The organism is Cupriavidus sp. CP313 (assembly GCF_054072015.1).
On record NZ_JBSVZB010000054.1, the window covers coordinates 1 to 23,439 of the forward strand.

Consider the following 23,439-nt stretch of genomic DNA (forward strand, 5'->3'; position numbering starts at 1 on the left):
GAGGCAAACTACTATCGGCAGCTTCAAATCCCTGCCGCTGAACTGCTATTAACTTAAACCAACCAGCCTCCACGATTCCCGGGGCGGTTCATATGCTGCACTGATTGCTGCCTTCGCCGTCCGGTGTGTCCTCGGCAACAACAGTCTGGCCTTCGTTGTAGTAGGGGAGGATGGTGTTTTCGATCAGGTCCCGAATCGCTGCCCCGGACTCGCGATTGCTTTGCAGCCAGTTGTATCCGCCCGCCCAAACGTCGAACTGGTAGTTGGCTGCATGGAGGATCTCCTCCCGGGTCAGTGCCTCACCACTCGATGCTCCCCAGTCGGTTGGGGCATCCTGTCCGAACTCCGCTGCCCAGTTCTTCAAGTTGGCCTCGTTACGCTCGAAGTCATACTCGGCCAAGGAGTTCAGCAAGTGCTGGAGTTGACCCAGGAACGGGTGGTAGGACGAGCGCATCAACGTGCCCCAGCCGCGCGCCACCAATACATTCATCGGTAGACCGCTCTGGCCAGGATTAATTGGCCCGCTGGGATCGACTTCGACCGTTTCCGTTGCCAGATCACTGGCGCGATCCTTCGTATTCTTGAACAAATAGCTGAACAACTGGGCGATCAGGTCTGCTGCGCCGCGCAGGTCTGCGTTGGGCGGACGCCAGACAATGCTCTTTCCCTCCCTTTTCCGGAGGTTGGTTCCCATGATGCCGGGCAGAAAGACGACGGGGATGACGTAAGGTTTGGCAAGAACGATCTTCTCGCGTTGGTCCTCAGTCGGGGTCAGGGTCGCAGAACAATATAGGTCGCCGTTGTTGTCGACGATGCTCTGGTAGAGAACGGGGCTCGCTTCGGCCATGGCGTTGCTCGCAGGTGATATTGGCTGGGCAGGCTGCCACGGAGCCAGCACATCACCCGCAGCAGCATTGTTCGCCGCGCACGGTAACCGTTATTCGTTGAGGAAGGAAGGTGGTTTAGTCAGAAATCGCAGTTGTTCTCAATGGAATGAAAATTCCAATAAAGATTAAGGGATTTCCTATATCAATTTCATGTAGTCATGATTTATAGGGCGTTATGTTGCTAGTTCGTCCGTGTCGTCAAGTAGGAAGAGTTAGTGCCCAAAGAAATGGCGCCGGCACGGTACCCGGTGCCGGCGCCATTCAGTTGCCGCAGCCTTACCTCAACTGCTGCGCAAACTCATCCAGCTGCGTAATGCAGATGCCCCAGCCTTCATAAAACCCCAGCTCCTCATGCTGCTTGCGCGTGGCCTCATCCGGATGCATCACGCGCGCAATGTAGCGGGTGCCGTCACCCTCGTCAGCCATGGTGATGACCGCGGTCATCGACAGCCACGGCTTGTTGGGCCGATACCCGGCCACCAGGGCCGAGGTGGAGACGATCTTCTCCATCGGCACGATCTCCAGGAAGCATCCCGGGTTGTCGCTGACGCCGCCGTCCGGGCCTTTCATGAGCGTATGGAAGGCACCGCCGGGGCGCATGTCGAAGGCCAGGACCTCGGTGGTCCAGGGTTTAGGGCACCACCATTCCTTGAGCAGCTTGGGATCGCTCCATGCACGCCAGACCTTGGCACGCGGGGCCTTGAGCAGGCGCGAGATGACCAGGTCCTGGCTTTCAGGGCTGGTGGCGTTTTCATTCGGCATCTGACTGTTCCTCCTGATGAAGGGCTTCGACAAAGGCGGCCAGGCGGTCGGTACGGGCCTCCCACATGGCGCGCTGGTCGGCCAGCCATTGCTGCGCGTCTGACAGCGGTTGCGGTACCAGTTCGCAAGTGCGCACGCGCCCCGTCTTGCGCGAGCGGATCAGGCCGCTGCGCTCCAGCACCTGCAGGTGCTTCAGGAACGAGGGCAGTGCCATCGTGAACGGTGCCGCCAGCGCCGAGACCGTTTCCGGCCCGCGGCCGAGCACGCTGACGATGGCGCGGCGAGTCGGGTCCGCCAGCGCGTAGAACACGTCGGAAAGCGGGGAAATATCGACAGCCTGGGACACGTCAGCAAACTCGGCACAATGGTTAGTCATGTGGCTAAGTATAGGGAGGCAATGGGAAACTGCAAGCGCAAAATGCAAGGCGCCCCGGGATCAGCCGGGGCGCCTTGCGATTGGGGAAGCGGGGCGGAGGCTATTGCTGCCGGACGTATGCCGCCAGCGCCTTGACTTCGTCCGCCTTCAATCCGGCAAACGGCGGCATCGGCACCGAACCCCATTTGCCGCTGCTGCCGCCGCGGATGCTGGCTTCCAGCTTGGCCTGTGCCTGCGCATCGCCCTTATAGCGGGTGGCGACTTCGTGATAAGCCGGCCCGACCACCTTCTGCGTCACGCTGTGGCAGCTCAGGCAGGCGTTCTTGGCCAGCAGGCCCTGCACGTCTACCGTGGCGGCAGCGGGCGTTGATGCGGCTGCGGATGCGGCGGGCTTGCCCGCCTTCTGCGCGATTGCCACGATCTCCGGATCCTTGATCTTGGCGGAGCCGTAGGCCACCGCGAGATAGGCGCCGAGCTGCTCGACCTCGCCATCGTCGATCGGCGCACCATAGGCCTGCTGCATTTTCTTCATCTCGGCGGTCCACTGCGTCAGGCTCAGGCCGGGCGGCTGGTAGGCGACGTAGTCGGCCGAATGGCAGATCGCGCATTTCTGCATGGCGATGCCGTAGCCGGGCAGTTTCGCGGGTTTGAGCTTGACGTTCTCCGCCGGCAGCTTGATGTCCTGGGGTGCCGCGGACGCGCTGCCCGCGCCCAGCAGGGCGAGCGCGAGCAGCATGGGGGTGATGGATCGATGCATGGCGCGCTCCTCAGGCAATGGTGACCGGCGTGGATTCAATGACGTTGCGGCGATAGCCGGCCGGGTTCCAGTTGGCCTTGGCAGGCTGCACCTCGCCCTGGACGCTGGTGGCGCGCACCATCAAGACCGCTGGGCCCTTGCGCGCGAACTTCACCGGCAGTTGCCAGGGGCGGAACGAGAAGCGGCCCAGGTCCTGGCCCAGCGTGGCGGCCTGCCAGCTTTGCCCGCCGTCGACCGATACCTCCACGGTACGGATGCCGGAGCCGCCGTCGAAGGCGATGCCTTTCAGTTCGACCGTGCGCCCCGCTGGCAGCACGCCGCCGGCGCCCACGCTGGTGATGAAGCTGCGCACCGCCAGCGTCGAGATCGGTCGCGTCTTGCTGGCGGGGGTGCCCGGCGCCACGCATTGGCAGTCGTTATCCGGTACGCGATAGCCCTTGGTCATGAAGAACGCGTCATGGCCTTCGAACGGGTGGTCCAGCACCTCGATCTCGGACAGGTGCTTGATCCAGTAGGTGCCGAAGTAACCCGGCACCACCAGCTTGATCGGATAGCCGTTGAGCAGCGGCAGGTCTTCGCCGTTCATGCCCCAGGCCAGCATCGGCTCGCCGTTCATCGCATGGGCGATATCGAGCGACTTGCGGAAGTCCGGCGTGCTCGGCAATACCGGCGTATCCAGCCCGTTGAACGTGACCACCTTGGCGCCGGCCTTGACGCCCGCGTGCTCCAGCACCTTGCGCAGCGGCACGCCGGTCCAGCGTGCATTGCCCATCGCGCCGTTGGCCAGTTGCGCGCCGAACACACGTGGCTCTGAGAAACCGCGGCTGTTGCCTGAACACTGGTTCACGGCGACGATGCCCACCGGATCCGCCAGCCGCTTCAGTTCATCGAGCGACAGCTTCAGCGGCTTGTTGACGTGGCCGCCGACCGTCAGGCGGAAGGTGGCAAGGTCTACCGACAGCGGAATGTTGGCCAGGTGGTAGCGCACGAAGAAGGCGTCGTTGGCGGTGATCGGCCCCTCGTTGAACGCGGAGAAGGGCGTCTCAAGGTGCGGCGGCCGGGTGCTGACGCGCACCAGCGGGCGCTTGCCCGGATAGCGCACCAGCGGGCGGGGCCCGTCGGCCAGGGTGACGCCATCGCTGATGCGCGCGGCCTGGGCGGCCAGTGCGCCGAGCGGGGAGGCGCTGAGGGCGAGCAGACCCGCGCCCTGGACGATGCGGCGCCGGGCCGGCAGCGGCTGGGCGGGGTCGGCAGATTCCGCCGGACTGTTCTTGTCTCGCATGGGGCGTCTCCTTCAGGGGCGTGTTGTGTCGCGCAAGGCGCTATGGCGGGTACTTTGAGGCCGCGGCATCAACTTGTGAAACGTGTTTTGCTGCTAGCACTTATCGATTTGATCGATATAGGGGAAGACCACAGGCGCTCCGCCGAGAAACCGCTTGCATCGCGAATTCCATTTCCCTACACTTACAAAAACGTTTTTGTTAGCGGAAATCGATAATATCCGAGGCGAATTGCGCACAGACGCAGCAAGTGGCTTGCGAGCCACCGGCACAACGCCCACACACCAAACGAGGAGCAAAGCATGTCCCACCCCGCACCCGCGCCGGTGGATGAACGGCTGCCATGGCGGCGCCTGTTTGTCTTCGGGCTTCAACACGTACTGGTCATGGCCGCGTCGCCGATCGCGTCCGTCTTCCTGATGAGCAAGGCGCTGAACTTCCCGCCAGCGCTGGCGGTGCAGCTGCTGAGTGCCACCTTTGTTATCTGCGGCCTTGGCACGCTGTTGCAGTCGCTTGGCAAGCGGGGCATCGGTGCCCGGCTGCCGTTTGTGATGCTGCCCGGCGGCGCCCCGATCGTGCTGTTTATCCTGATCGCGCAGCAGACTGACGTGCAGACCGCTGCCGGCGCGGTGATCCTGACCGGCGTCTTCTACTTCTGCGTGCTGCCGGTGTTCCGGCGCTGCCTGCGCTATTTCCCGCCGGTGGTGGTGGGGACGATGCTGCTGCTGGTGGCGATCAACCTGGCGCAGGTATCCGGCAAGCTGGTTGCCGGCCACCCGGCCGCGGGCAGCACGGTGGACCCGCTCAACCTGCTGCTGGCGTTCGCCACCATTGCCTGCACCGTGGCGGCATCGCGCCTGCTGTCGGGCATGCTGGCGCAGCTGGCGATCCTGCTCGGACTGCTGGGCGGTGCGCTGGTGGCCGGGCTGGCCGGCGCGTTTCAGCTTGGCCAGGTGTCGATGTCGCCGGTGTTCGCGTTGCCCACGCCGTTCCCGTTCGGGTGGCCGCATTTCGATGTGGTGGCCGCGATCCCGCTGATGGTGTTCGCCGTGATCTCGATGGTGGAGGCCACCGGCCAGACGCTGGCGATCAGCGATGCCGTGGGCCGGCCGGTTGACCAGCAGCGCGACGTGCCGCGCACCATCCGCGCCGATGCGCTGACTTCGCTGCTGGGCGGGATGTTCGGCACCTCGCTGATCATCACCAGCGGCGAGAACATCGGCATCGTGCGTGCCACCGGTGTGCGCTCGCGCTTCGTCACGGCGATGTCGGGCGCGATCCTGGTGGCGTTCGGGCTGCTGGTGCCGGTGTCGTCGCTGATCAGCGCGATCCCCGAGGCCGTGGTCGGCGGCACCGGGCTGGTGGTGTTCTGCATCGTCGGCACCATGGGCATCGACATGCTGCGCAAGGTGGACCTGCGCGACCACGCCAATATGTACGTGGTGGCCGTGGCGCTGGCCGTGGGCCTGCTGCCGATCCTGGTGCCCGGCATCTATGGCGGCTTGCCGGCCAACGTGCGCATCCTGGTGGGCAATGGCGTGGCCATGGGTGCCATTACCGCGGCGCTGCTCAACTTCCTGTTTTTCCATACGGGCCTGCGGGCCGCGGCAGCGGGCGCCGTCGCCCGCGACGATGCCGCCGCCACGCATTGACCCGGCTTCCTGAATTGCAATGACTTATCGTTCTGACTCGACGCCGGCCTGGCCCGGCGATACCAACCCGGCCCTGGTGCCGGACAGTTTCAGGCAGCCGCGCATCCTGCTGCCGGAATGGACCCTGCTGCGCCAGGGGGCGGTACGCGGCCACGCGGTGGTGGTGGAAGGTGGCCGCTTCACTGCAGTGGGCACGGCCGAGGAAGTCGCTGCGCGCTTCCCCGAGCTGGAAACCCTGCCGCTGCCGCGCATGCTGCTGATGCCCGGCATGATCGACACGCACCACCACCTGACGCAGTCGTTCGGCAAGTCGCTGGTGTTCGGCGAGCCGTCGGAGATCTTCCGCCGTGTGTGGGTGCCGCTGGAGGGCAGCCTGAAGGCGGAGCACCTGTACCTGTCGTCCAAGCTGGCGGCGCTGGAAGCGCTGCGCGGCGGCTTCACCACCGTGGTCGATGCCGGCACGCGCAGCGACGCCGGGCTGGACGCGGTCGCGCGCGCGGTCACCGATGCCGGCGTGCGCTGCGTGCTGGGCCTGATCTGCAACGACAAGCCCGGCGCCGAAACGCTCGACGCCGCGCCGATCCTGCGCCGTGCCGCCGCGCACCTGGACAAGTACGCCAGCGATCCGCTGGTGGCCCCGTCGCTGGCGATCTCGATTCCCGAGGTGGCCTCTGACGCGATGCTGCACCACGTCTACCAGTTGTGCGCCGAGTCCGGCCGTATCTTCCAGACGCACGCCAACGAGCACCTGGTGGCGGTGGAGCGCTCGCTCAACGCCTGCGGGCGCCGTCCGATCGAACATCTCGCGGCAGTCGGCGCACTGGGCCCGGCGGCGCTGCTGGCGCATGCCACGCTGGTGACGCCGCATGAGATCCGCTTGCTGGCCGACACCGGCACCGCGGTGGCCTACAACCCCGTGGCCAGCGCCTGGAAGGGCAACGCCGTGGCACCGGCCGAGACCATGGCTACCTTCGGCGTACGCCTGGGCCTGGGCACCGACGGCACCCGCAGCGACGGCTTCCGCCTGCTGGACTATGCCGAGGCCGCCCAGCGCTTCGCCTTCGGCATCGGCGTGGGCGATTCTTCCTGCGGCGCGGGCTGGCGCTGGGTCGACATGGCCACGCACGACGCGGCCGATGTGGCGGGCCTCGGTGCGCTCACCGGCGAGATCGCCGCGGGCAAGCGCGCCGACTTCCTGCTGGTCGACCTGGACGTACCGGAGCTGACACCGTCCTGGGACCTGACCTGGGAACTGGTGCGCCTGGCCAACCGCGACCAGATCCGCGCGGTCTTTGTCGATGGCAGCCTGCGCCTGTGGCAGGGCTGGCCCACGGACTGGGACGCACGCGCGCTGATGCGGGCGATCCACGCCATGGCCGAGGACACCATCGCCAACGCCCCGATCCGCAAGCTGCATGACGCCGCGGACGTGCACCGCGCGCGCCAAGCTGGCACGGAGGCATCTTGACCATGGACATGACGTTGTTCAGCGTCGGCGTGGCGGTCTTTACCGGCGCGCTGGTCCAGGGCGCGACCGGCATGGGCTTCGCGCTGATCGTGGTGCCGGTGCTGGCGCTGGCCGCGCCGGCGCTGCTGCCCGGCGCGCTGCTGCTGGCGATGCTGCCGCTCAACGCCTACGTGGCCTGGCGCGAGCGCCATGCCATCGACCTGCGCGGCGCAGGGTGGATCAGCGCCGGGCGGCTGGCCGGCACCTTCGGCGGGCTGTGGGTGCTGGTGGCGATGCCGATGGCATGGCTCAACGCGCTGGTCGGCGGCAGCACCATTGCCGCAGCGGTGGTGTCATTGCTGGCGCCGGCCTTTACGCCGGGGCGGCTGACCTTTGCCTCGACCGGCCTGATCACCGGCGTGACCGAGACCGCAACCGGTGTCGGCGGCCCGCCGCTGGCGCTGGCCTACCAGCATGCGCCGGTCGCGACGCTGCGCGCCACCGTGGCGCTGTGCTTCCTGGTCGGTGAATCGATCTCGCTGGTGGTGCTGGCGTTGAGCGACCGGCTCGGCATGGAGCAGGTGCTCTATGCCATCGGGCTGCTGCCGGTGCTGATCGTCGGCATGGTGGCCAGCCACCTGGTGCACAAGCGCATCAACCAGCGCATGCTGCGCAGCGGCGTGCTGGTGTTCGCGCTGGTCTCCGGTGCGGTGGTGCTGCTGCGCGGTTAGGCGTTTGGCGTGGACGACGCCCGTACCACTAGCTCAGGCGCGGGCCCGGTGATCACGTCGCGGCTGCGGTCGCCGGAAAGATGTGCGAACAGCAGCTCCACCGCCAGCGATGCCACGCGCTCCAGATGCAGGTTGACCGCGGTGATCGGCGGCTGCGCGCTGCGCGCGCGGATGCCGTCATAGCGCGTCGCCACCAGCACATCGTCGGGCACGCGCTTGCCCAGCCCTTGCAGGTGGGCCATGGCGCCCACCGCAAACGCATCCACCGGCGCGCACAGCGCATCGAGTGCCGGCATCTGCGCCAGCAATTGCGCGCAGGCGTCGGCGCCCGCGGCTTCGCCGTGTTCTTCGGCTGCCTTGACGATATGGCAGGGCAAGCCCATTGCCTGCGTGAACTCGCGGTAAGCGCGTTCGGTTTCCACATACGACTGCCGCGGCGCGGCGCCGATCATCAGGCCGATATGCCGGCGCCCGTGCCCGTGCAAATGCGCCAGCAGCAGCCGGGCGGTGTCGGCCGATTGCAGGTCGACGCAAGGCACCGGCGTGTCGGTCAGCGGCTCTCGCCCGATCGACACGATGCTGACGCCGCGCTCACGCAGGCGCGCGATATGCGGGTCGCCCGCGATCGGCTCGATCACGATCGCGCCGTCAATGTCCAGCGTATCGAGCAGGCCCCCGGCGCCTTCCAGCGGCGGCACCAGCACCACGCCCAGGCCGCGCCCCATTGCTGCCTCGGCGGCAATCGCCGCCACCTCCATCATGAACCCGAGCCGCGACGTGCCGCCCGCCACCGCGAACGGCATCGACGACAACAGCGCGATGCAGTTGGCGCGGCCCGACTGCAGCCGCTGCGCGCGCACGCTGGGCCGGTAGCCCAGCTCGGCGGCAACGCGCTTGACGCGCGCACGCGTGGCCGGATCCAGCACGCCGCGGTCGTTCAGCGCGTGCGACACCGTGGTCAGCGATACGCCGGCGGCGCGGGCGACGTCATGGATGGTGATGCGGCGAGGGCGGTCTGGCGTGGATTCGGTCATGCGGGACACGGGCGATGGTTCAGGGCGGAGCATACAACAGCGAGCAGCAAGGGGCAGGTTCAGCGGCGCGCGTTGGCACCGCTAGCTTCGGACGACAGCGCTTTCCAGTGTTCCCGCGTGAACCGATAGAGCACCTCCAGCGCTGGCGACAGCGAGCGCGCCGCCATGCGTGCAATGCCATAGCGGCCGCAGCGGCGCGGATCGGGCGGCATCGGCACTTCGGCCATCAGCCCGGCGGCACGCTCCTGCCGCGTGATCGAGAGCACGCCGAACAGCAGCGTATCGCTGGCCAGCGTCACGCTGCGCAGCATGTCGAGGTTGTCGCAATGCAGGGTGAAGAGCTTGTCCGGCGCGGCACCCGGTCCCCATAGCTCAGCCAGTTGCCGGCTGATGACGGTGCTGAGCGTGGTGGTTGCCACCGGGAAGGCGCGGATGGTCTCGATATCGATGCGGCGCTTGCGCAGGATCGGATGCCCGGCGCGGCATACCAGGCCCGCGGGTAGTTCACCCAATGGCTCCACGTCGATGTCGTCGGCTGCGCGCAGCACATAGGCATCGCCGACGATGGCGTCGATGGTCTCGTTGCGCAGTGCCTCCAGCAGGGCGCTGGTGGCGCCGGTCTCGGTGCGCACCTTGATGCGCGGGTGGGCCTGCGCCATGTGGATCAGGAATGGCGTCAGCAGCAGCGCCGCCGGCGCGGGCGCCACCCCAATCGTCAGCGAGCCTTCCTCGCCACCGCGCAGCAGGTCCAGGTCGCGCCGCAACTGGCGTTCTTCCAGCCGCATGCGGCGCGCGCGGTCGGCCACCAGTTCGCCGAACACCGTCAGGCGCGCGCGCCGCGCGCCGCGGTCAAAGAGTGGCGCCTTGAGCTCGTCTTCCAGCGCGCGGATGCTGCGGCTCAGCGCCGGCTGGGTCAGGTGTATGGCATGGGCCGCTTCGGAGAACGTGCCGTGCTCGACCACGGCGAGCAGGTGCAGAAGTTTCTGTGTGTCCATGCGGAAAACCATGCGCGTTGGTTATGGGAACGGTTCAACATTTGCATTTGAATCATACCTCCGCGCTTCCTATGATGACCGGAACACAAGAGCGGGCCGGTGACAGCACACACGGCGCCCGCCATCCACCGTCCATCGAAAATCGGAAATCGGAGAGACATCATGCTCAAGCTGTTTATCGGCCTAGGCCTGCCGTATATCGGCGTCATCGGGATGCTGCCCTGGGTGGCATCGGTCGAGCGCTTCGTGCTCGGCGTGCCCTTTATCTACGCCTGGATCTTTGCGTGGTTCGTGCTGACCTCCGGCTGCATGCTGGCGTGCTGGCTGCTTTTCGACCGCCACGCCGCCGACGCGGCGCATGAAGCCTAAACCGGGAGCCAGCCATGACTACAGCGGTATTCCTCGGCTTTATCGTCTTCTCGCTCTATCTCGCCGTCCGCTCAAAGAAGGGCCACGGCGCGCAGAGCGTGCATGATTTCTTCGTGGCGTCGCGGCAGTTCGGCGCCTACCTGGTGTTCTTCCTGGCAGCGGGAGAGATCTACAGCATCGGCACGATGGTGGGCTTTCCCGGTGGCATCTACGCCAAGGGGCCGACCTACGGGGTCTGGTTCCTCGGCTACATCCTGCTGGCGTATCCGCTCGGCTATTTCCTCGGGCCAAAGATCTGGCAGGCCGGCGCGCGCTATAACGCGATCACGCTGCCGGACCTGTTCAAGGGCCACTACGGCAGCCGCGCGCTGGAGCTGATCGTGGCGGGCTCGGCGATCCTGTTCCTGCTGCCCTGGGGCCAGTTGCAGTTCACCGGGCTGGTGGCGGCGCTCAAGGGGCTGGGCTGGGAGTTTGAGCCGGTGTACCTGGTGATGATCTCCGCGGCGCTGGCCTTTGCCTACATCGCCATCTCGGGCGTGCGCGCATCCGCCTATATCGCTATCCTCAAGGACATCCTGATGGTGGTGGCGATCGTCGCCACCGGCGTTGCGGTGGGCTGGAAGGCGGGTGTGGGCGACGTGTTCCATGCCGCCAGCATGCAGGTCAGCAACCAGATGAGCGACACCCAGCTGCGCTTCTCGATGAGCACCATGCTGTTCCAGGCGCTGGGCTTCTACGTGATGCCGTTCGCGGTGCAGAACTTCTTCACGGCCAAGAGCGCCAACACCATTCGGCGCACGCAGGTGGCGATGCCGCTGTACATGCTGATGTATCCGTTCCTGGTGCTGGCGTCGTACTACGCGATCAGCCAGAACCTGCAGCTCGCCTCCCCCAACGAGGCCTTCTTCGCGGCGGCGGTGCGGTTGTTGCCGGACTGGCTGCTCGGACTGGTGACCGCCGGCGCCGCGCTGTCGGGCCTGCTGGTGCTGGCCGGCATCTGCCTGGCGATCGGCCCCATCGTCACGCGCAACCTGCTGCCGGGCATGCCCGAGGCGCGCCAGAAGCAGGGCGCCAAGGTGGTGATCGTGATCTACCTGGTGCTGTCCATCGCCATGACGCTGGCCACGCCCAACCTGATGCTGACGCTGATCAACACCACCTACTACGGCGTGACGCAGTTCTTCCCTGGCGTGCTGGTGATCCTGTTCTCGCTGAAGGTGCGGCCGCTGGCGATTGCGCTCGGCATCGTCACCGGCCAGGCACTGGCGATCGCGTTGTATGTGCAGCAGGTCGATTTCGGCGGCATCAACCTCGGGCTGGTCAGCCTGGGCGTCAACCTGCTGGTGACCGCGCTGGTGAACTACGCACCCCGCCTGGCCCGCGTGCAGGCGGCGTGAATGAACGGACTCATGCAATCCATGACACAAGACGACACGGCGCGCACGCAGGTATTCGTGGCGCGCAAGATCCTCACGATGGAAGCCGGCCAGCCCGAGGCGACCCATGTCGCGGTGCGCGACGGCAAGATCCTTGCCGTGGGCGGCGCGGCCGAGATCGCCGGCTGGCCGGATGCGGTGCAGGTCGACACCTTCCGCGACAAGGTGCTGATGCCCGGGCTGGTCGAAGGCCATTGCCACCTGATGGAAGGCGCGATGTGGGATGCGGTCTACGTCGGCTACTTCGACCGCCGCGATCCGGACGGCAAGCTGTGGCGCGGCCTGCGCACGCTGGAGCAGGTGATCGATCGCCTGGCGGGCGCGGCTAGCCAGATGCATGACCCGGATACGCCGCTGCTGGCCTGGGGCTTCGACCCGATCTATTTCGGCGCCAGCCGGCTGTCGGTGCGCGAGCTGGATCGCGTCTCGGCCACGCGGCCCATCGTGGTGATGCATGCCAGCGTGCATCTGATGAACGTCAATTCCGCGATGCTGGCGCAGGCCGGCATCGACGAGGACACCGATATCGACGGCGTGCACAAGGACGCGCGGGGCTTGCCCACCGGCGAGCTGCAGGAATTCGCGGCGATGTTCCCGGTGCAGCGCGTGCTTGGCAGCGGCCTGTCGCTGGCGGCGGCCGAGAATGCCGACGCGGTGCGCCGCTTCGGCCGCGTGGCGCAACTGGCGGGCGTGACCACGGCGACTGACCTGGTCAACGACCTGTCGCCCAAGGGGCTGGAGACGCTGCAGGCGGTCACTGCCGAACCTGGCTTCCCGCTGCGCATCGTCCCGGCGTTCGCGCCGCAGCGCAATGCGCAGGGCGGGCCGGCCCGCGTGCAGGCAGCCGCGGCGGCCGGCACCGGCAAGCTGCACTTCGGCCCGGTCAAGTTCATCGTCGACGGCTCGATCCAGGGCTTTACCGCGCGCCTGCGCGCGCCGGGGTATGCCGGCGGCCAGGCCAATGGCTTGTGGCTGATCCCGCCCGAGCAACTGCTCGACGCCTTCACGCCGTTCCACCTGGCCGGCCTGCCGCTGCATATCCACACCAATGGCGATGAGGCGACCGAGGTGGTGCTGGACGTGCTTGAAGCCATGCTGTCACGCCATCCGTGCGCGGACCATCGCCATACGCTGCAGCACTGCCAGCTGGCGGACGAGGCACAGCTGGCGCGCGCGGCGCGGCTGGGCCTGTGCATCAACTTCTTCTCCAACCACCTGTACTACTGGGGCGATGCGCACGCCGGCCAGACCGTGGGACCGGCGCGGGCCGCGCGCATGAACCCGGCGGGCACTGCGCGCCGGCTGGGCATTCCGTTCGCGATCCATTCCGATGCGCCGATCACGCCGCTGAACCCGCTTTTCACGGCGTGGTGCGCGGTGCAGCGCCAGACGGCTTCCGGCCGCGTGCTGGGCGAAGCGGAGCGCTTGCCGGTCGCCGACGCGCTGCATGCCATCACCATGGGTGCGGCCTACACGCTGAAGCTCGATCACCGCATCGGCAGCATCGCGCCTGGCAAGCTGGCGGACTTCGCCGTGCTGGAAGATGACCCGACCGCAGTGGCTCCCGCATGCCTGAAGGACGTGCGCGTCTGGGGCACGGTACTGGGTGGGCGCCTGTTCCCGGCGCCGGCCCGATGAACGCGCGGGCTCCGGTCCAGCTGGTGGTGGTCGGCGGCTACCTTGGCGCCGGCAAGACCACCTTGCTGAACCGCCTGCTGGCCAACGCGCAGGGGCGTCGCATCGCAGTGCTGGTCAATGACTTCGGCGAGATCAATATCGATGCCGCGCTGATCCGCACGCGCAGCGACGATGTGATCCAGCTGGAGAACGGCTGTATCTGCTGCTCGATCGGCGGCCGGCTGGCCGATGCGCTGGTAGCCATCGCCGCGCGGGAGCAGCGGCCAGACTTGCTGGTGATCGAGGCCAGCGGCGTCTCGGACCCGCAGCGCATTGCGCAGGTCGGCTTGCTGGATCGGGCCTTTGCGCTCAATGCCGTGGTGGTGGCTGTGGACGTGACCGAGGTCGGCCACAGTCTGCACGATCCGCTGGTGGGCGACATGGTGCGGCAGCAGATCGCGGGGGCCTCGGTGGTGGTCCTGACCAAGGCAGACCTTGCCGATGCGGACGCGCTGGCATTGGCTGCCGCCACGGTCGACGGCATCGCGCCGCGTGCCGCGGTGCTGACCGCATGCGAGGGCGATGTTCCCTTGTCGGTCTTTGTCGACGCCGCCCTGCCGCACCCACACGGCGATGCCGTGCTGCAGGCGGGCGGGCACTGGCGGCGAGCCGTCGGCACCGTACACGCCGGCATCCGCAGCATTTCATACCAGACCGGCCGCGATTTCGACAAGATGCGGCTGCGGCAGGCGCTGAAGACGCTGCCGGTGCGCCTGCTGCGCGCGAAGGGTATGGTCAGGCTGGCAGCCGATCCGCGCCTGCACGAAATGCATGTGGTCGCGGGCCGCATGCGGCTGAGTCCGATGGCGCAAGGCGATGCGGCGGGGTCTGCACTGGTCTTTATCGGCGCCTTCGGTGCGGAGGAGGAGAGGCGTATCCGCGCCTGCCTCGATCTGGCGCTCGCCTGAGCGGGTGCGTGAGCGGCGCCGCTCAGGTGTGGAATTCTTCCGGTTCCGCGTGCGCTGGCCTTCCTTCCCAGCCGCCACGCTCGAACTCCGCAATCACCTGCGCCCCGAGCAGCAGCAAGGTCGCCGCAATCTCCAGGCTCAGCAGCACCACGATCGCCGTGGTCAGCGAGCCATAGACCCGGCTCACTTGCGACAACGTGGTGAAGTACCACGCCAGCACATGGCGGGAGACTTCCCACAGCACGGCCGCAATCAACGCGCCGCTCAGCGCATGCCGCAGCGACAGCCTGCCAACCGGCATCACCATGTAGATCGAAGTCAGCATCAGCACCTCGCCAATGAAGCCGAGCAGGTAGAGCAGGCCGGTCGAGAGCCGGCCTAGCGACCAGTCGCGGCCCAGCACTTCCACATGCCGTTCGCCGATGGCCAGCAGGCCGCCTGATACCACCGTGACCAGCAGCAGGCCCACGCTCAGTACCGCGATGTAGCAGTAGGGCAGTAGCGCCGAGACCAGGAAATGCCGGCGCCGGATCGCCACGCGGTGCTCGAAGATAACCGACATGGCATTCTCCAGCACGGTGAAGGCGAGCGAACTGAAGAACAACATGGTGCCCAGCAGCACCCAGCCGATCGTGCCACGGTTGCGCAGGAAGGCGGCAAGCTCGGTGAGCAGGGCCCTGGACTGCCCCGGCACCACCCACTCCAGGTAGCGCGCGAGCGTAGACAACAGCAGGTCTGCTCCGATCACGTGCGACAGTGCAATGATCATCAGGATCAGCAGCGGCACGATCGACAGCAGCGCGTAGTAGGCCACTGCGCCGGCCAGCAGCAGGCCCTGGTTGGCGCGAAACTGCCTGAGCGTGTGCCAGGCAAAGCGCCCCGGATGGCGGAGCAGGTCGCGGACGCGGGTGTCGGGAAGCTGCATGGAAGGCACCGGAGGTGGTGGTGATGACATTATGCGGCGGGTGGAGGCCGTGGCGATGTCCCCGCCACTCGGCAGTGCTGGAAAGTCTGCGAAAACTGCTCGTCAATGAGCAATTTCTGAAACTAAAAAGACTTATTTTTCAGTGGGTTGTAGAAGGTTCTATGGTAGAGTCACTTTGCTTGGAATCGTCACCGGGGAGGCTCTAATTCATGAGACTTGAGGATCGCATCCGTCGCTCCATCACCCAGCGCAAGGGCGCAGTGGTCTTGCGTTCCGATTTCGCTGGCATGGGTAGCTCTGCTCAGGTCGGCCGCGTGCTGTCCCGCCTCGTGGAGACCGGAAAGTTGGTTCGTGTCAGCAAAGGCGCCTTCGCCAAGACCCATATCAACAAATTCACGGGTAAGCCCTCGGCGAACGGCACCCTGGAAGACATCGCGTCAGAGCTCTTCCGGAAGCTGGGTATCGAGCTCTTTCCGAGCTTTCTTGTGGCTGAGTACAACAGCGGCCGGAGCACGCAGGTGCCCGTGACAAGTGTTGCCAATACTGGCCGCCGGCGCATAAGCCGCCAGGTGACGGTGGGGGCTCGTTCGGTGACTTATGAGAACCATTTCAGCCGCGTTGAGATCTGATATTTCCGATGCGGCCGATTCCGGCATGCTTTCGCGTTTGAAGCCTGCCGTTGCCGAGAAAGATCTCCATATCACCGATGCGCTGCATGCACTGGCAAATATCCGGTTGTCGCACGTTGCGTGGCACCGCATCCGCAGCAGGGGAGATCCCCGTCCCGCGCAAGTAGATGTCTCGACGCGCCTCGTCTTCGCTGGCGGCACGTGCCTTTCCAAGGCACACGGCCTGATTGAGCGAATGTCAGAAGACATCGATATGAAAGTCGTGCTCGAACCCGTTCCGGACGGATATGCGCTGCCCAAGGGACAGTCAGATCGCGCGAGACTCGGAGATCTTCACCAGAAGGTTCAAGAATGCATTGCTGGCCTTGGCTGAATGCGTGAGGCAACCGACCGTCACCAACCCAGTCACGCGCGATAGCCGGCGCTACTACTGCCTGATGGTTTCATATGGCGCTTGCTTTCAGGACTTCTCCGGTGTGTTGCGGCCGCAACTGAAGCTGGAGTTGATTCAGCGTCCACTCGAACTTGGCACCGAAGAACTGGAAATGGGCTACCTGCTCGACGAATTCCTCCCGCGCAAGCACCCGTTTCGCTTCTCCATGTCCTGCATATCTGTAGCCGAGACCCTGGCAGAGAAGGTGCTGTCGCTGCTGCGGCGCTGCGCCTGGAAGTGGGACGGACATCAGCGCTGCGCCTTTGATGCAACGCTGGTGCGTCACATCTACGATGTCTGGCGTATCGGCGAATGCAAGCCGGAAGCCATGATGGCGGCGCTCCAGATCTTTGCATTGTTGGTCGAAAAAGAACGGCTTGCGTTTCGCGGCCAGCATCCGGAGTTCGCTCACGATCCGTACACTGTGCTCTATCGCGCGCTGAAACGGGCCGATGGCGACTACACGTTGCGAGAGCATTTCGACAGGCGCCTTAAGCCGCTTCTCTTCGCCGCTGAAGAGCCAGACTTCCAGACCTGCTTCGCCACATTCCGTGCAATGGCGGGGTCCTTGCTAGGCTGCCTCCGGCGACCAGTGGTCCGCGCCTAACCAGGGGCCGGTGCCCGTTGTTGCCCTGCCCGACATTCCACCGGGTTGTGGTCCTATGCCGAATACGTCATTGTGGCCATGGCCGCTGACCGGCGCGACTACGCGGTGAATTCAGCCGGTGCCTGCGGCGCCCCGGCCGCCCGCCGCAAACACTCCAGCATCGCCACCACCGCCGCGCGCGACTGCGCGTCGTCACGCCAGTACATCGACACCGAGCCGAACCCCGCCAGCCGCAGCGGCACGATGCGCAGCGCGCCCAGCTCTTCCAGCCGGCGCGCGGTGCGGTGCGAGGCCAGGCCGATCATGTCGCTGTTGTTGAGCAACGTGAGATTCAGCACGGTGGAATTGCTCTCCACACAGTCCGCCGGCAGCGCGCGCTCGGCGCTTGCCAGCGCGCCCTCCAGCGCATTGCGGATGGGCGTGCCGCGCGGCCACACCACCCAGCGGTAGCGGTAAAGGTTGTCCCAGCCAATGCGCCCGCCTTGCAGCAGCGGGTGGCGGGGCCGGGCGACGAAGTGGATCGGCTCCATGTAGAGCGATTCGGTGCGCATCTGCGCGTCCTGCAGCTCGGGGGCCGAGCGGCCCACCACGATATCCAGCTCGCTGTGTGCCAGCTGGCTCATCAGCCGGTCCATGGTCGTTTCCACCAGCCGCACGCTGGCGCGTGGCATCTGCTGCAGCAATTGCAGCGCTGCCAGCGGCACGGTATCCGCCGCCGACGCGCCTGACGTACCCACCACCACAATCCCGCTGCCGCCGTCCCGCATGGCCTGCAGGTCGTCGCGCGCGGTATCCAGCTGGGCCTCGATCCGGCGTGCGTGCTCGATCAGCGACTCGCCGTAGGGCGTGGGCCGCAGCCCGCGCGCCTGGCGCTCGAACAGTGGCAGCCCGATATCGTCCTCCAGGTCCTTCAGCCATTTGGAAAGGCCCGGCTGGGTCGTGTTCAGCATGGCCGCCGACTGGCTCATATTGCCGGTCTCGGCCAGGCTCAGCAGCATCTGCAGGTTGCGCAGCCGCAATCTCTGGGTCCAGTCCATGGGGCTACCTATATGAAAAAACGTATCGATAAGATGAAAAGTTCATTTCAAATCTTATAGGGCCGGGCGTATAACGACAACAAGACGGTGCGCATCGACACAGGCACCCGCAAAGAGCGCTCCCCAAAGCACCCGCAAAAGTAACGGAGACAGCATGTCCGAGCACACCCCAGACCCGGCCCGCGTGGCCTATTACGAAGAAATCGGCCGCAGCCACATGACCCCGTTGTGGGAGTCGCTGCACGCGCTGGTGCCGCCGCAACCGCGGCCGCAGATCGTTCCCGCCATCTGGAAGTACGCCCAGATCCGCCCGCTGGTGATGCAGGCCGGCAGCGTGATCAGCGCCGAGGAAGCGGTGCGCCGCGTGCTGGTGCTGGAGAACCCGGGGATCCCGGGCAAGTCGAGCATCACCTCCACGCTGTACGCCGGCCTGCAGCTGATCCTGCCGGGCGAGATCGCGCCCAGCCACCGCCATACCCAGTCCGCGCTGCGCTTTATCGTCGAAGGCAAGGGCGCCTGGACCGCGGTCAACGGCGAGCGCACCACCATGCATCCCGGCGACTTCATCATCACGCCGTCGTGGACCTGGCATGACCATGGCAACCCTGCCGTCGAGGACGGCGGCGAGCCGGTGGTGTGGCTGGACGGGCTGGATATCCCACTGGTGCAGCAGTTCGATGCCGGGTTTGCCGAGAACTACCCGGAAGCCCAGCAGCCCGTGACCCGCGCCGAGGGCGACAGCTTTGCCCGCTTCGGCCACAACATGGTGCCGGTGCGGCACCGCGTGACCGATCCCACTTCGCCGATCTTCAGCTACCCATACGAGCGCTCGCGCGAGGCGCTGGACCAGCTCTACCGCAACGGCGAGCTCGATGCCTGGGACGGCGTCAAGCTGCGCTATGTCAACCCGGCCACCGGCGGCTGGCCGATGCCGACCATCGCCACCTTCATGCAGTACCTGCCGGCGGGCTTCCAGGGCAAGACCTACCGCAGCACCGACGCCACCATCTACAGCGTGGTGGAAGGGCGCGGCACGGTGCGCATCGGCGACGACCAGTTCCAGTTCGCGCCGCGCGATATTTTCGTGGCCCCGTCGTGGGCGCCGGTGCAGCTGGGCGCGCTGGAAGACGCGGTGCTGTTCAGCTATTCCGACCGGCCCGTGCTGTCCGCGATGAACCTGCTGCGCGAAGCGCGCACCTGAGCGTCCCGCAATCCTGATCCGACCGGCCCCGGGCGGTGCCTGCGCGCACCGCCGGAGGCTCCCGCTTACCTGACGACTTCCGGAAACTCCGAACCATGTCCTACGTCTTCACGCCTCCCGCCACCGTTTCCATCCCCGTTGCCGGCAGCGACGACCAGTTCGCCGTGCGCCGCGTCTACTGCGTGGGCCGCAACTACGCCGCCCATGCCCGCGAGATGGGCTTCGATCCCGACCGCGAGCCGCCGTTCTTCTTCTGCAAGCCGGCGGATGCCATCGTGCCGGTGCCGGCCGGCACCACGCTGGAACTGCCATACCCGGCGCAGACCCAGAACTACCACTACGAAGCCGAGCTGGTGGCCGTGATCGGCAAGGCTGGTTCGGATATCCCCGTCGAACAGGCGCTCGACCACGTGTGGGGCTATGCCGCCGGACTCGACATGACGCGCCGCGACCTGCAGATGAAGATGCGCGAGATGGGCCGCCCCTGGGAAATCGGCAAGGCCTTCGACGCCTCGGCCCCGGTGGCGCCGATCCACCGCGCCACCGACATCGGGCATCCGCTGCAGGCCGGCATCTGGCTGACGGTCAACGGAGAAACGAAGCAGCGCAGCGATGTGTCGCACCTGATCTGGTCGGTGGCCGAAACCGTGGCCTGCCTGTCGCAGTTCTTCCGCCTGGAGCCGGGTGACGTGATTTTTACCGGCACGCCCGAAGGCGTGGGCGCGGTCAAGGCGGGCGACACCATGGTCACCGGCGTCGACGGACTGGGCGAACTGACCGTGCGCGTGGTCTGAGCGCGCGCAGCGCAGCACACAGGCAATACCGATCATGCAGCTCTATAGCTTCTTCAACAGCTCCACGTCGTACCGGGTGCGCATCGCGCTGGCCCTGAAGGGCCTGCCGTACGACTACGTGCCCGTCAATATCCGCACCGGCCAGCACCGCGAGGCGGAATATGTGGAGGGCATCAACCCGTCCGCCTCGGTGCCCGCACTGGTGGACGGCAGCTTTACGCTGGGCCAGTCGTTCGCGATCATCGACTACCTGGACGCGCGCCACCCCGAGCCGCGCCTGATCCCGCAAGACCCGGTGCAGCGCGCGCGGGTGCTTGAACTGGCCACGCTGATCGGCTGCGACATCCACCCGGTCAACAACCTGCGCGTGTTGCGCTACCTGCAGGACGTGCTGCAAGTCACGCCCGCGCAGAAGGACGCGTGGTACCGCCACTGGATCGATGAGGGCATCGCCGGCGTGGAACGCTTGCTGGCGCTGCACGGGCATGGCAAGTGGTGCTTTGGCGATGCGCCCACGCTGGCCGACGTCACGCTGGTGCCGCAAGTCGCCAACGCGCTGCGCATGGGCTGCGACCTCAGCCCGTACCCGCGTGCCATGGCGGCCTATGCCCACGCCAGCGAGCACCCGGCCTTTGCCAGGGCGGCGCCTGCGCACCAGCCCGATTACACCGCCTGACGCCTGCGCGCAGGCCAGGAGACAAGCATGAGCAAATCCAACAACGCGACCGGCAAGGTCCTCATCATCGGCGGCGGCATCGGCGGCCTGGCCGCTGCGCTGGCGCTGGCACGCCAGGGCATCCGCATCGAACTGCTGGAGCAGGCCGAGCAGATCGGCGAGATCGGCGCGGGCATCCAGCTGGCCGCCAACGCCTTTGCCGCACTGGATGCGCTGGGCGTAGGCGAAGCGGCGCGCAGCCGGGCTGTCTTTACCGACTACCTCAGCCTGCGGGACGCGATCGACACCAGCGTGATCGCCGAGGTTGACGTCGGGCAGGCGTATCGTGAGCGCTTCGGCAACCCCTATGCGGTGATTCATCGCGCTGATATCCACCTGTCCATCCTGGAAGCGGTGCAGGACCATCCGCTGATCGCTTTCCGCACCAGCACGTGCGTGCAGCAGTTGCTGCAGGACGATCATGGCGTGACCGTGATCGACCAGCACGGCGAACACCACCGCGGCGATGCCGTGATCGGCTGCGACGGCGTCAAGTCCGCGATCCGCCAGGCGCTGATCGGCGACGAGCCGCGCGTCACCGGCCATGTGGTCTACCGCGCCGTGGTCGACGTCGCCAACATGCCGCAGGACCTGCAGGTCAATGCGCCGGTGGTGTGGGCCGGCCCGCATTGCCACCTGGTGCATTACCCGCTGCGCGGCGGCCAGCAGTACAACCTGGTGGTGACCTTCCACAGCCGCGAACAGGAGACCTGGGGCGTGCGCGACGGCAGCAAGGCAGAAGTGCTGTCGTACTTCGAAGGCATCCACCCGCTGCCCCACCAGATGCTGGACCGCCCGACCTCGTGGAAGCGCTGGGCCACCGCCGACCGCGACCCCGTGGAGCAATGGAGCTTCGGGCGCGCCACCATCCTCGGCGATGCCGCGCACCCGATGACGCAGTACGTCGCGCAGGGCGCGTGCCAGGCACTGGAAGATGCCGTCACGCTGGGCGAGGCGGTGAAGGTGGCGGGCGGCGATTTCGAAGCGGCGTTCAAGCTTTACGAGCAGGCCCGCATCCCGCGTACCGCCCGCGTGCTCTACGCCGCGCGCGACATGGGCCGCGTCTACCACGCCAAGGGTGTGGACCGCCTGGTGCGCAACAGCCTGTGGACCGGCCGCACGCAGGCGCAGTTCTACGACGCGCTGCAGTGGCTGCATGGCTGGCGTGCCGACAAGTGCCTGAGCACCACGCCGTGGCTGTAAGCCGCTGACGCAGCCTTTCTTCGCAGTAGACCCGAAACGATCTGGCGGCCGCCCATAAGGCCGCCGGGCGTGACTCGCCCCTAATCCTGGCATCAAGGAGGAGACAACCATGCCTGCCAGCCAACCCCTGAACGTCACCGCGTTCATCGACCGCCAGCCGCTGTCGGCGTTCCAGGTGAGCATCGTCGTGCTTTGCTTCCTGATCGTTGCGGTCGATGGCTTCGATACGGCGGCGATCGGCTTCATCGCACCAGCCATCCGCGCGGAATGGCAGTTGACGCCGGCCCAGCTGGCGCCGCTGTTCGGCGCCGGGCTCGGCGGCCTGATGGTCGGCGCCTTCCTCTTCGGCCCGCTGGCCGACCGCTTCGGCCGCAAGGGCGTGCTGGTGCTGTCCGTGCTGTTCTTCGGTGCCGCCAGCCTGGCCTCGGCCTGGTCGCATGACCTGTGGACGCTGGTGCTGCTGCGCTTCCTGACTGGGCTGGGCCTGGGCGGGGCCATGCCCAACGCCATCACGCTGACCTCGGAGTTCTGTCCGGAAAAGCGGCGCTCGTTCCTGGTCACGACCATGTTTTGCGGCTTCACGCTTGGCTCGGCTTTCGGCGGCCTGGCTTCCGCCGGGCTGATCGACGCCTTTGGCTGGCGCTCGGTGCTGGTGGCCGGCGGGGTCATGCCGCTGGTGCTGGCGGCGCTGCTGCAGTGGCTGCTGCCGGAATCGGTGCGCTACCTTGTGCTGGCCGGCAAGCAGCGCGAACGCATCGTCGCCACGCTGCAGAAGATCGCGCCGCAAGCCGACCTGCGCGACGCCACCTTCGCGGTCGGTGAACAGCGCAGCACCAGCTCGCCCGTGCGGCACCTGTTCCGGCCCGAACTGCTGCGGGGCACGCTGCTGTTCTGGCTGACGTTCTTCATGAGCCTGCTGGTGATCTACCTGCTGTCCAGCTGGCTGCCGACGCTGCTGCGCACTACCGGTCATTCGCTGCGCACGGCCGCGCTGGTGACAACGATGTTCCAGGTCGGCGGGACGGTAGGGGCGATTGCGCTGGGTTGGCTGATGGATCGGATCAATCCGCACTATGTGCTGGCGTCCAGCTATGCGCTGGCGGCGCTTGGCATTGCGGCGGTGGGCAGCGTTGCTTCCGAGCCGGTGGCTGCGGGCATGGCGGTGTTCCTTGCGGGCTTCTGCATCTCAGGGTCGCAGGTGGGTGCGAATGCGCTGTCTGCCAGCTTCTATCCGACGGACTGCCGTGCCACAGGCGTGAGCTGGGCCAACGGCGTGGGCCGGATGGGGTCGGTGGTGGGGTCGGTCGGCGGGGCGACCATGTTGTCGATGGGCCTGGGCATGCCGGCGTTGTTTGCGTTGATTGGCGTGCCGGCGCTGATCGCAGGGTTGTCGATGTTCTCGTTGGGGATGGTCAGGCGTCAGAGGGCAGTGGAGCGCCTGGCAGTCTGAAGGCGGGCGGCGGCGGGAGCCATTGGCTGAGGGGGAGGTGCATGGCCCGACCAACGGCCCGTCTTGTCCGACAGCCGGATCGCTGTGTCGTCACAGTCGGGTGAGGCCCGCATAGGCTGCGCGGCTCCGGGCCA

The 23,439-nt window shown here is 66.5% G+C and carries 24 protein-coding genes; 15 read left to right on the forward strand and 9 right to left on the reverse strand.

The genetic code is table 11. The annotated features are described in order from the left end of the window. Nucleotides 1-88: 88 nt before the first annotated feature. The 5 genes from ACW4E8_RS38830 to sorA form a co-directional block, all read right to left on the reverse strand. On the reverse strand, nt 89-847 hold the full coding sequence (locus ACW4E8_RS38830) for a hypothetical protein (RefSeq protein ID WP_456809327.1): 759 nt from the start codon (nt 845-847) through the stop codon (nt 89-91). A gap of 316 nt (nt 848-1,163) precedes the next feature. Next, complete coding sequence (locus ACW4E8_RS38835) at nt 1,164-1,649, reverse strand: SRPBCC family protein (RefSeq protein WP_456809328.1); 486 nt, start codon at nt 1,647-1,649, stop codon at nt 1,164-1,166. Then, on the reverse strand, nt 1,639-2,025 hold the full coding sequence (locus ACW4E8_RS38840; protein WP_456809329.1) for an ArsR/SmtB family transcription factor: 387 nt from the start codon (nt 2,023-2,025) through the stop codon (nt 1,639-1,641). The genes ACW4E8_RS38835 and ACW4E8_RS38840 overlap by 11 nt, the downstream gene beginning before the upstream one ends. A gap of 100 nt (nt 2,026-2,125) precedes the next feature. Continuing rightward, entirely contained in the window at nt 2,126-2,782 is a 657-nt protein-coding gene (gene sorB, locus ACW4E8_RS38845; RefSeq protein WP_456809330.1) for a SorB family sulfite dehydrogenase c-type cytochrome subunit, read from the reverse strand. A 10-nt stretch (nt 2,783-2,792) separates the two neighbouring features. Next, the gene (gene sorA / locus ACW4E8_RS38850) at nt 2,793-4,064 is read right to left on the reverse strand and encodes a SorA family sulfite dehydrogenase catalytic subunit (protein ID WP_456809331.1); all 1,272 of its coding nucleotides are present in this window, start codon (nt 4,062-4,064) and stop codon (nt 2,793-2,795) included. A gap of 300 nt (nt 4,065-4,364) precedes the next feature. Between sorA and ACW4E8_RS38855 the strand changes: the two genes are divergently transcribed. Genes ACW4E8_RS38855 through ACW4E8_RS38865 form a run of 3 tightly spaced genes read left to right on the forward strand, consistent with a single transcriptional unit; the run spans nt 4,365 to nt 7,892 of the window. After that, a complete protein-coding gene (locus ACW4E8_RS38855; protein WP_456809332.1) occupies nt 4,365-5,714 on the forward strand; it encodes a uracil-xanthine permease family protein in 1,350 nt (449 codons plus the stop codon). A 19-nt stretch (nt 5,715-5,733) separates the two neighbouring features. After that, entirely contained in the window at nt 5,734-7,182 is a 1,449-nt protein-coding gene (locus ACW4E8_RS38860) for an amidohydrolase family protein (protein ID WP_456809333.1), read from the forward strand. 2 nt (nt 7,183-7,184) lie between these two features. Further along, entirely contained in the window at nt 7,185-7,892 is a 708-nt protein-coding gene (locus ACW4E8_RS38865) for a TSUP family transporter (protein ID WP_456809334.1), read from the forward strand. On the opposite strand, the gene ACW4E8_RS38870 is transcribed toward ACW4E8_RS38865, so the two are convergent. After that, a complete protein-coding gene (locus ACW4E8_RS38870; RefSeq protein ID WP_456809335.1) occupies nt 7,889-8,926 on the reverse strand; it encodes a LacI family DNA-binding transcriptional regulator in 1,038 nt (345 codons plus the stop codon). The genes ACW4E8_RS38865 and ACW4E8_RS38870 overlap by 4 nt on opposite strands. A 59-nt stretch (nt 8,927-8,985) precedes the next feature. Beyond that, on the reverse strand, nt 8,986-9,921 hold the full coding sequence (locus ACW4E8_RS38875) for a LysR family transcriptional regulator (RefSeq protein ID WP_456809336.1): 936 nt from the start codon (nt 9,919-9,921) through the stop codon (nt 8,986-8,988). A gap of 162 nt (nt 9,922-10,083) precedes the next feature. Here ACW4E8_RS38875 and ACW4E8_RS38880 point away from each other — a divergent pair, with 162 nt between their 5' ends. The 4 genes from ACW4E8_RS38880 to ACW4E8_RS38895 are packed head-to-tail and all read left to right on the forward strand — an operon-like array spanning nt 10,084 to nt 14,311. Beyond that, the gene (locus ACW4E8_RS38880) at nt 10,084-10,290 is read left to right on the forward strand and encodes a DUF3311 domain-containing protein (RefSeq protein WP_456809337.1); all 207 of its coding nucleotides are present in this window, start codon (nt 10,084-10,086) and stop codon (nt 10,288-10,290) included. 14 nt (nt 10,291-10,304) lie between these two features. Further along, nucleotides 10,305-11,687, forward strand: a complete 1,383-nt coding sequence (locus tag ACW4E8_RS38885; protein ID WP_456809338.1) for a sodium:solute symporter family protein — start codon at nt 10,305-10,307, stop codon at nt 11,685-11,687. A 12-nt stretch (nt 11,688-11,699) separates the two neighbouring features. Beyond that, entirely contained in the window at nt 11,700-13,364 is a 1,665-nt protein-coding gene (locus ACW4E8_RS38890) for an amidohydrolase (protein WP_456809339.1), read from the forward strand. Beyond that, on the forward strand, nt 13,361-14,311 hold the full coding sequence (locus ACW4E8_RS38895) for a CobW family GTP-binding protein (protein WP_456809340.1): 951 nt from the start codon (nt 13,361-13,363) through the stop codon (nt 14,309-14,311). The genes ACW4E8_RS38890 and ACW4E8_RS38895 overlap by 4 nt, the downstream gene beginning before the upstream one ends. A 22-nt stretch (nt 14,312-14,333) precedes the next feature. On the opposite strand, the gene ACW4E8_RS38900 is transcribed toward ACW4E8_RS38895, so the two are convergent. Then, nucleotides 14,334-15,236, reverse strand: coding sequence for a YihY/virulence factor BrkB family protein (locus ACW4E8_RS38900; RefSeq protein WP_456809341.1), 903 nt, complete (start codon nt 15,234-15,236; stop codon nt 14,334-14,336). Nucleotides 15,237-15,445: 209 nt separating this feature from the next. Between ACW4E8_RS38900 and ACW4E8_RS38905 the strand changes: the two genes are divergently transcribed. From ACW4E8_RS38905 to ACW4E8_RS38915, 3 genes are read left to right on the forward strand one after another with little or no spacing between them, the layout of a single operon-like run. Beyond that, the gene (locus ACW4E8_RS38905; protein ID WP_456809342.1) at nt 15,446-15,865 is read left to right on the forward strand and encodes a DUF6088 family protein; all 420 of its coding nucleotides are present in this window, start codon (nt 15,446-15,448) and stop codon (nt 15,863-15,865) included. Then, nucleotides 15,834-16,238, forward strand: coding sequence for a nucleotidyl transferase AbiEii/AbiGii toxin family protein (locus ACW4E8_RS38910; protein WP_456809343.1), 405 nt, complete (start codon nt 15,834-15,836; stop codon nt 16,236-16,238). The genes ACW4E8_RS38905 and ACW4E8_RS38910 overlap by 32 nt, the downstream gene beginning before the upstream one ends. Before the next feature lie 4 nt (nt 16,239-16,242). Continuing rightward, complete coding sequence (locus ACW4E8_RS38915; RefSeq protein WP_456809344.1) at nt 16,243-16,905, forward strand: nucleotidyl transferase AbiEii/AbiGii toxin family protein; 663 nt, start codon at nt 16,243-16,245, stop codon at nt 16,903-16,905. Between the two features lie 98 nt (nt 16,906-17,003). Here the strand turns inward: ACW4E8_RS38915 and ACW4E8_RS38920 are convergent, their stop codons facing one another. Then, nucleotides 17,004-17,942 (reverse strand): LysR family transcriptional regulator, encoded by a 939-nt coding sequence (locus tag ACW4E8_RS38920; RefSeq protein ID WP_456809345.1) that lies wholly within the window; start codon nt 17,940-17,942, stop codon nt 17,004-17,006. 154 nt (nt 17,943-18,096) lie between these two features. On the opposite strand from ACW4E8_RS38920, the gene gtdA reads away from it, so the two are divergent. The 5 genes from gtdA (at nt 18,097) to ACW4E8_RS38945 (ending at nt 23,305) form a co-directional block, all read left to right on the forward strand. Then, nucleotides 18,097-19,143, forward strand: coding sequence for a gentisate 1,2-dioxygenase (gene gtdA, locus ACW4E8_RS38925; protein ID WP_456809346.1), 1,047 nt, complete (start codon nt 18,097-18,099; stop codon nt 19,141-19,143). A gap of 95 nt (nt 19,144-19,238) precedes the next feature. Beyond that, entirely contained in the window at nt 19,239-19,937 is a 699-nt protein-coding gene (locus ACW4E8_RS38930; protein ID WP_456809347.1) for a fumarylacetoacetate hydrolase family protein, read from the forward strand. Between the two features lie 34 nt (nt 19,938-19,971). Further along, nucleotides 19,972-20,613: a maleylacetoacetate isomerase gene (gene maiA, locus ACW4E8_RS38935; RefSeq protein ID WP_456809348.1), complete on the forward strand. Its 642-nt coding sequence runs from the start codon at nt 19,972-19,974 to the stop codon at nt 20,611-20,613. A gap of 27 nt (nt 20,614-20,640) precedes the next feature. Then, the gene (locus tag ACW4E8_RS38940; RefSeq protein ID WP_456809349.1) at nt 20,641-21,855 is read left to right on the forward strand and encodes a 3-hydroxybenzoate 6-monooxygenase; all 1,215 of its coding nucleotides are present in this window, start codon (nt 20,641-20,643) and stop codon (nt 21,853-21,855) included. 109 nt (nt 21,856-21,964) lie between these two features. Beyond that, on the forward strand, nt 21,965-23,305 hold the full coding sequence (locus ACW4E8_RS38945; RefSeq protein ID WP_456809350.1) for an MFS transporter: 1,341 nt from the start codon (nt 21,965-21,967) through the stop codon (nt 23,303-23,305). Nucleotides 23,306-23,439: the final 134 nt, after the last annotated feature.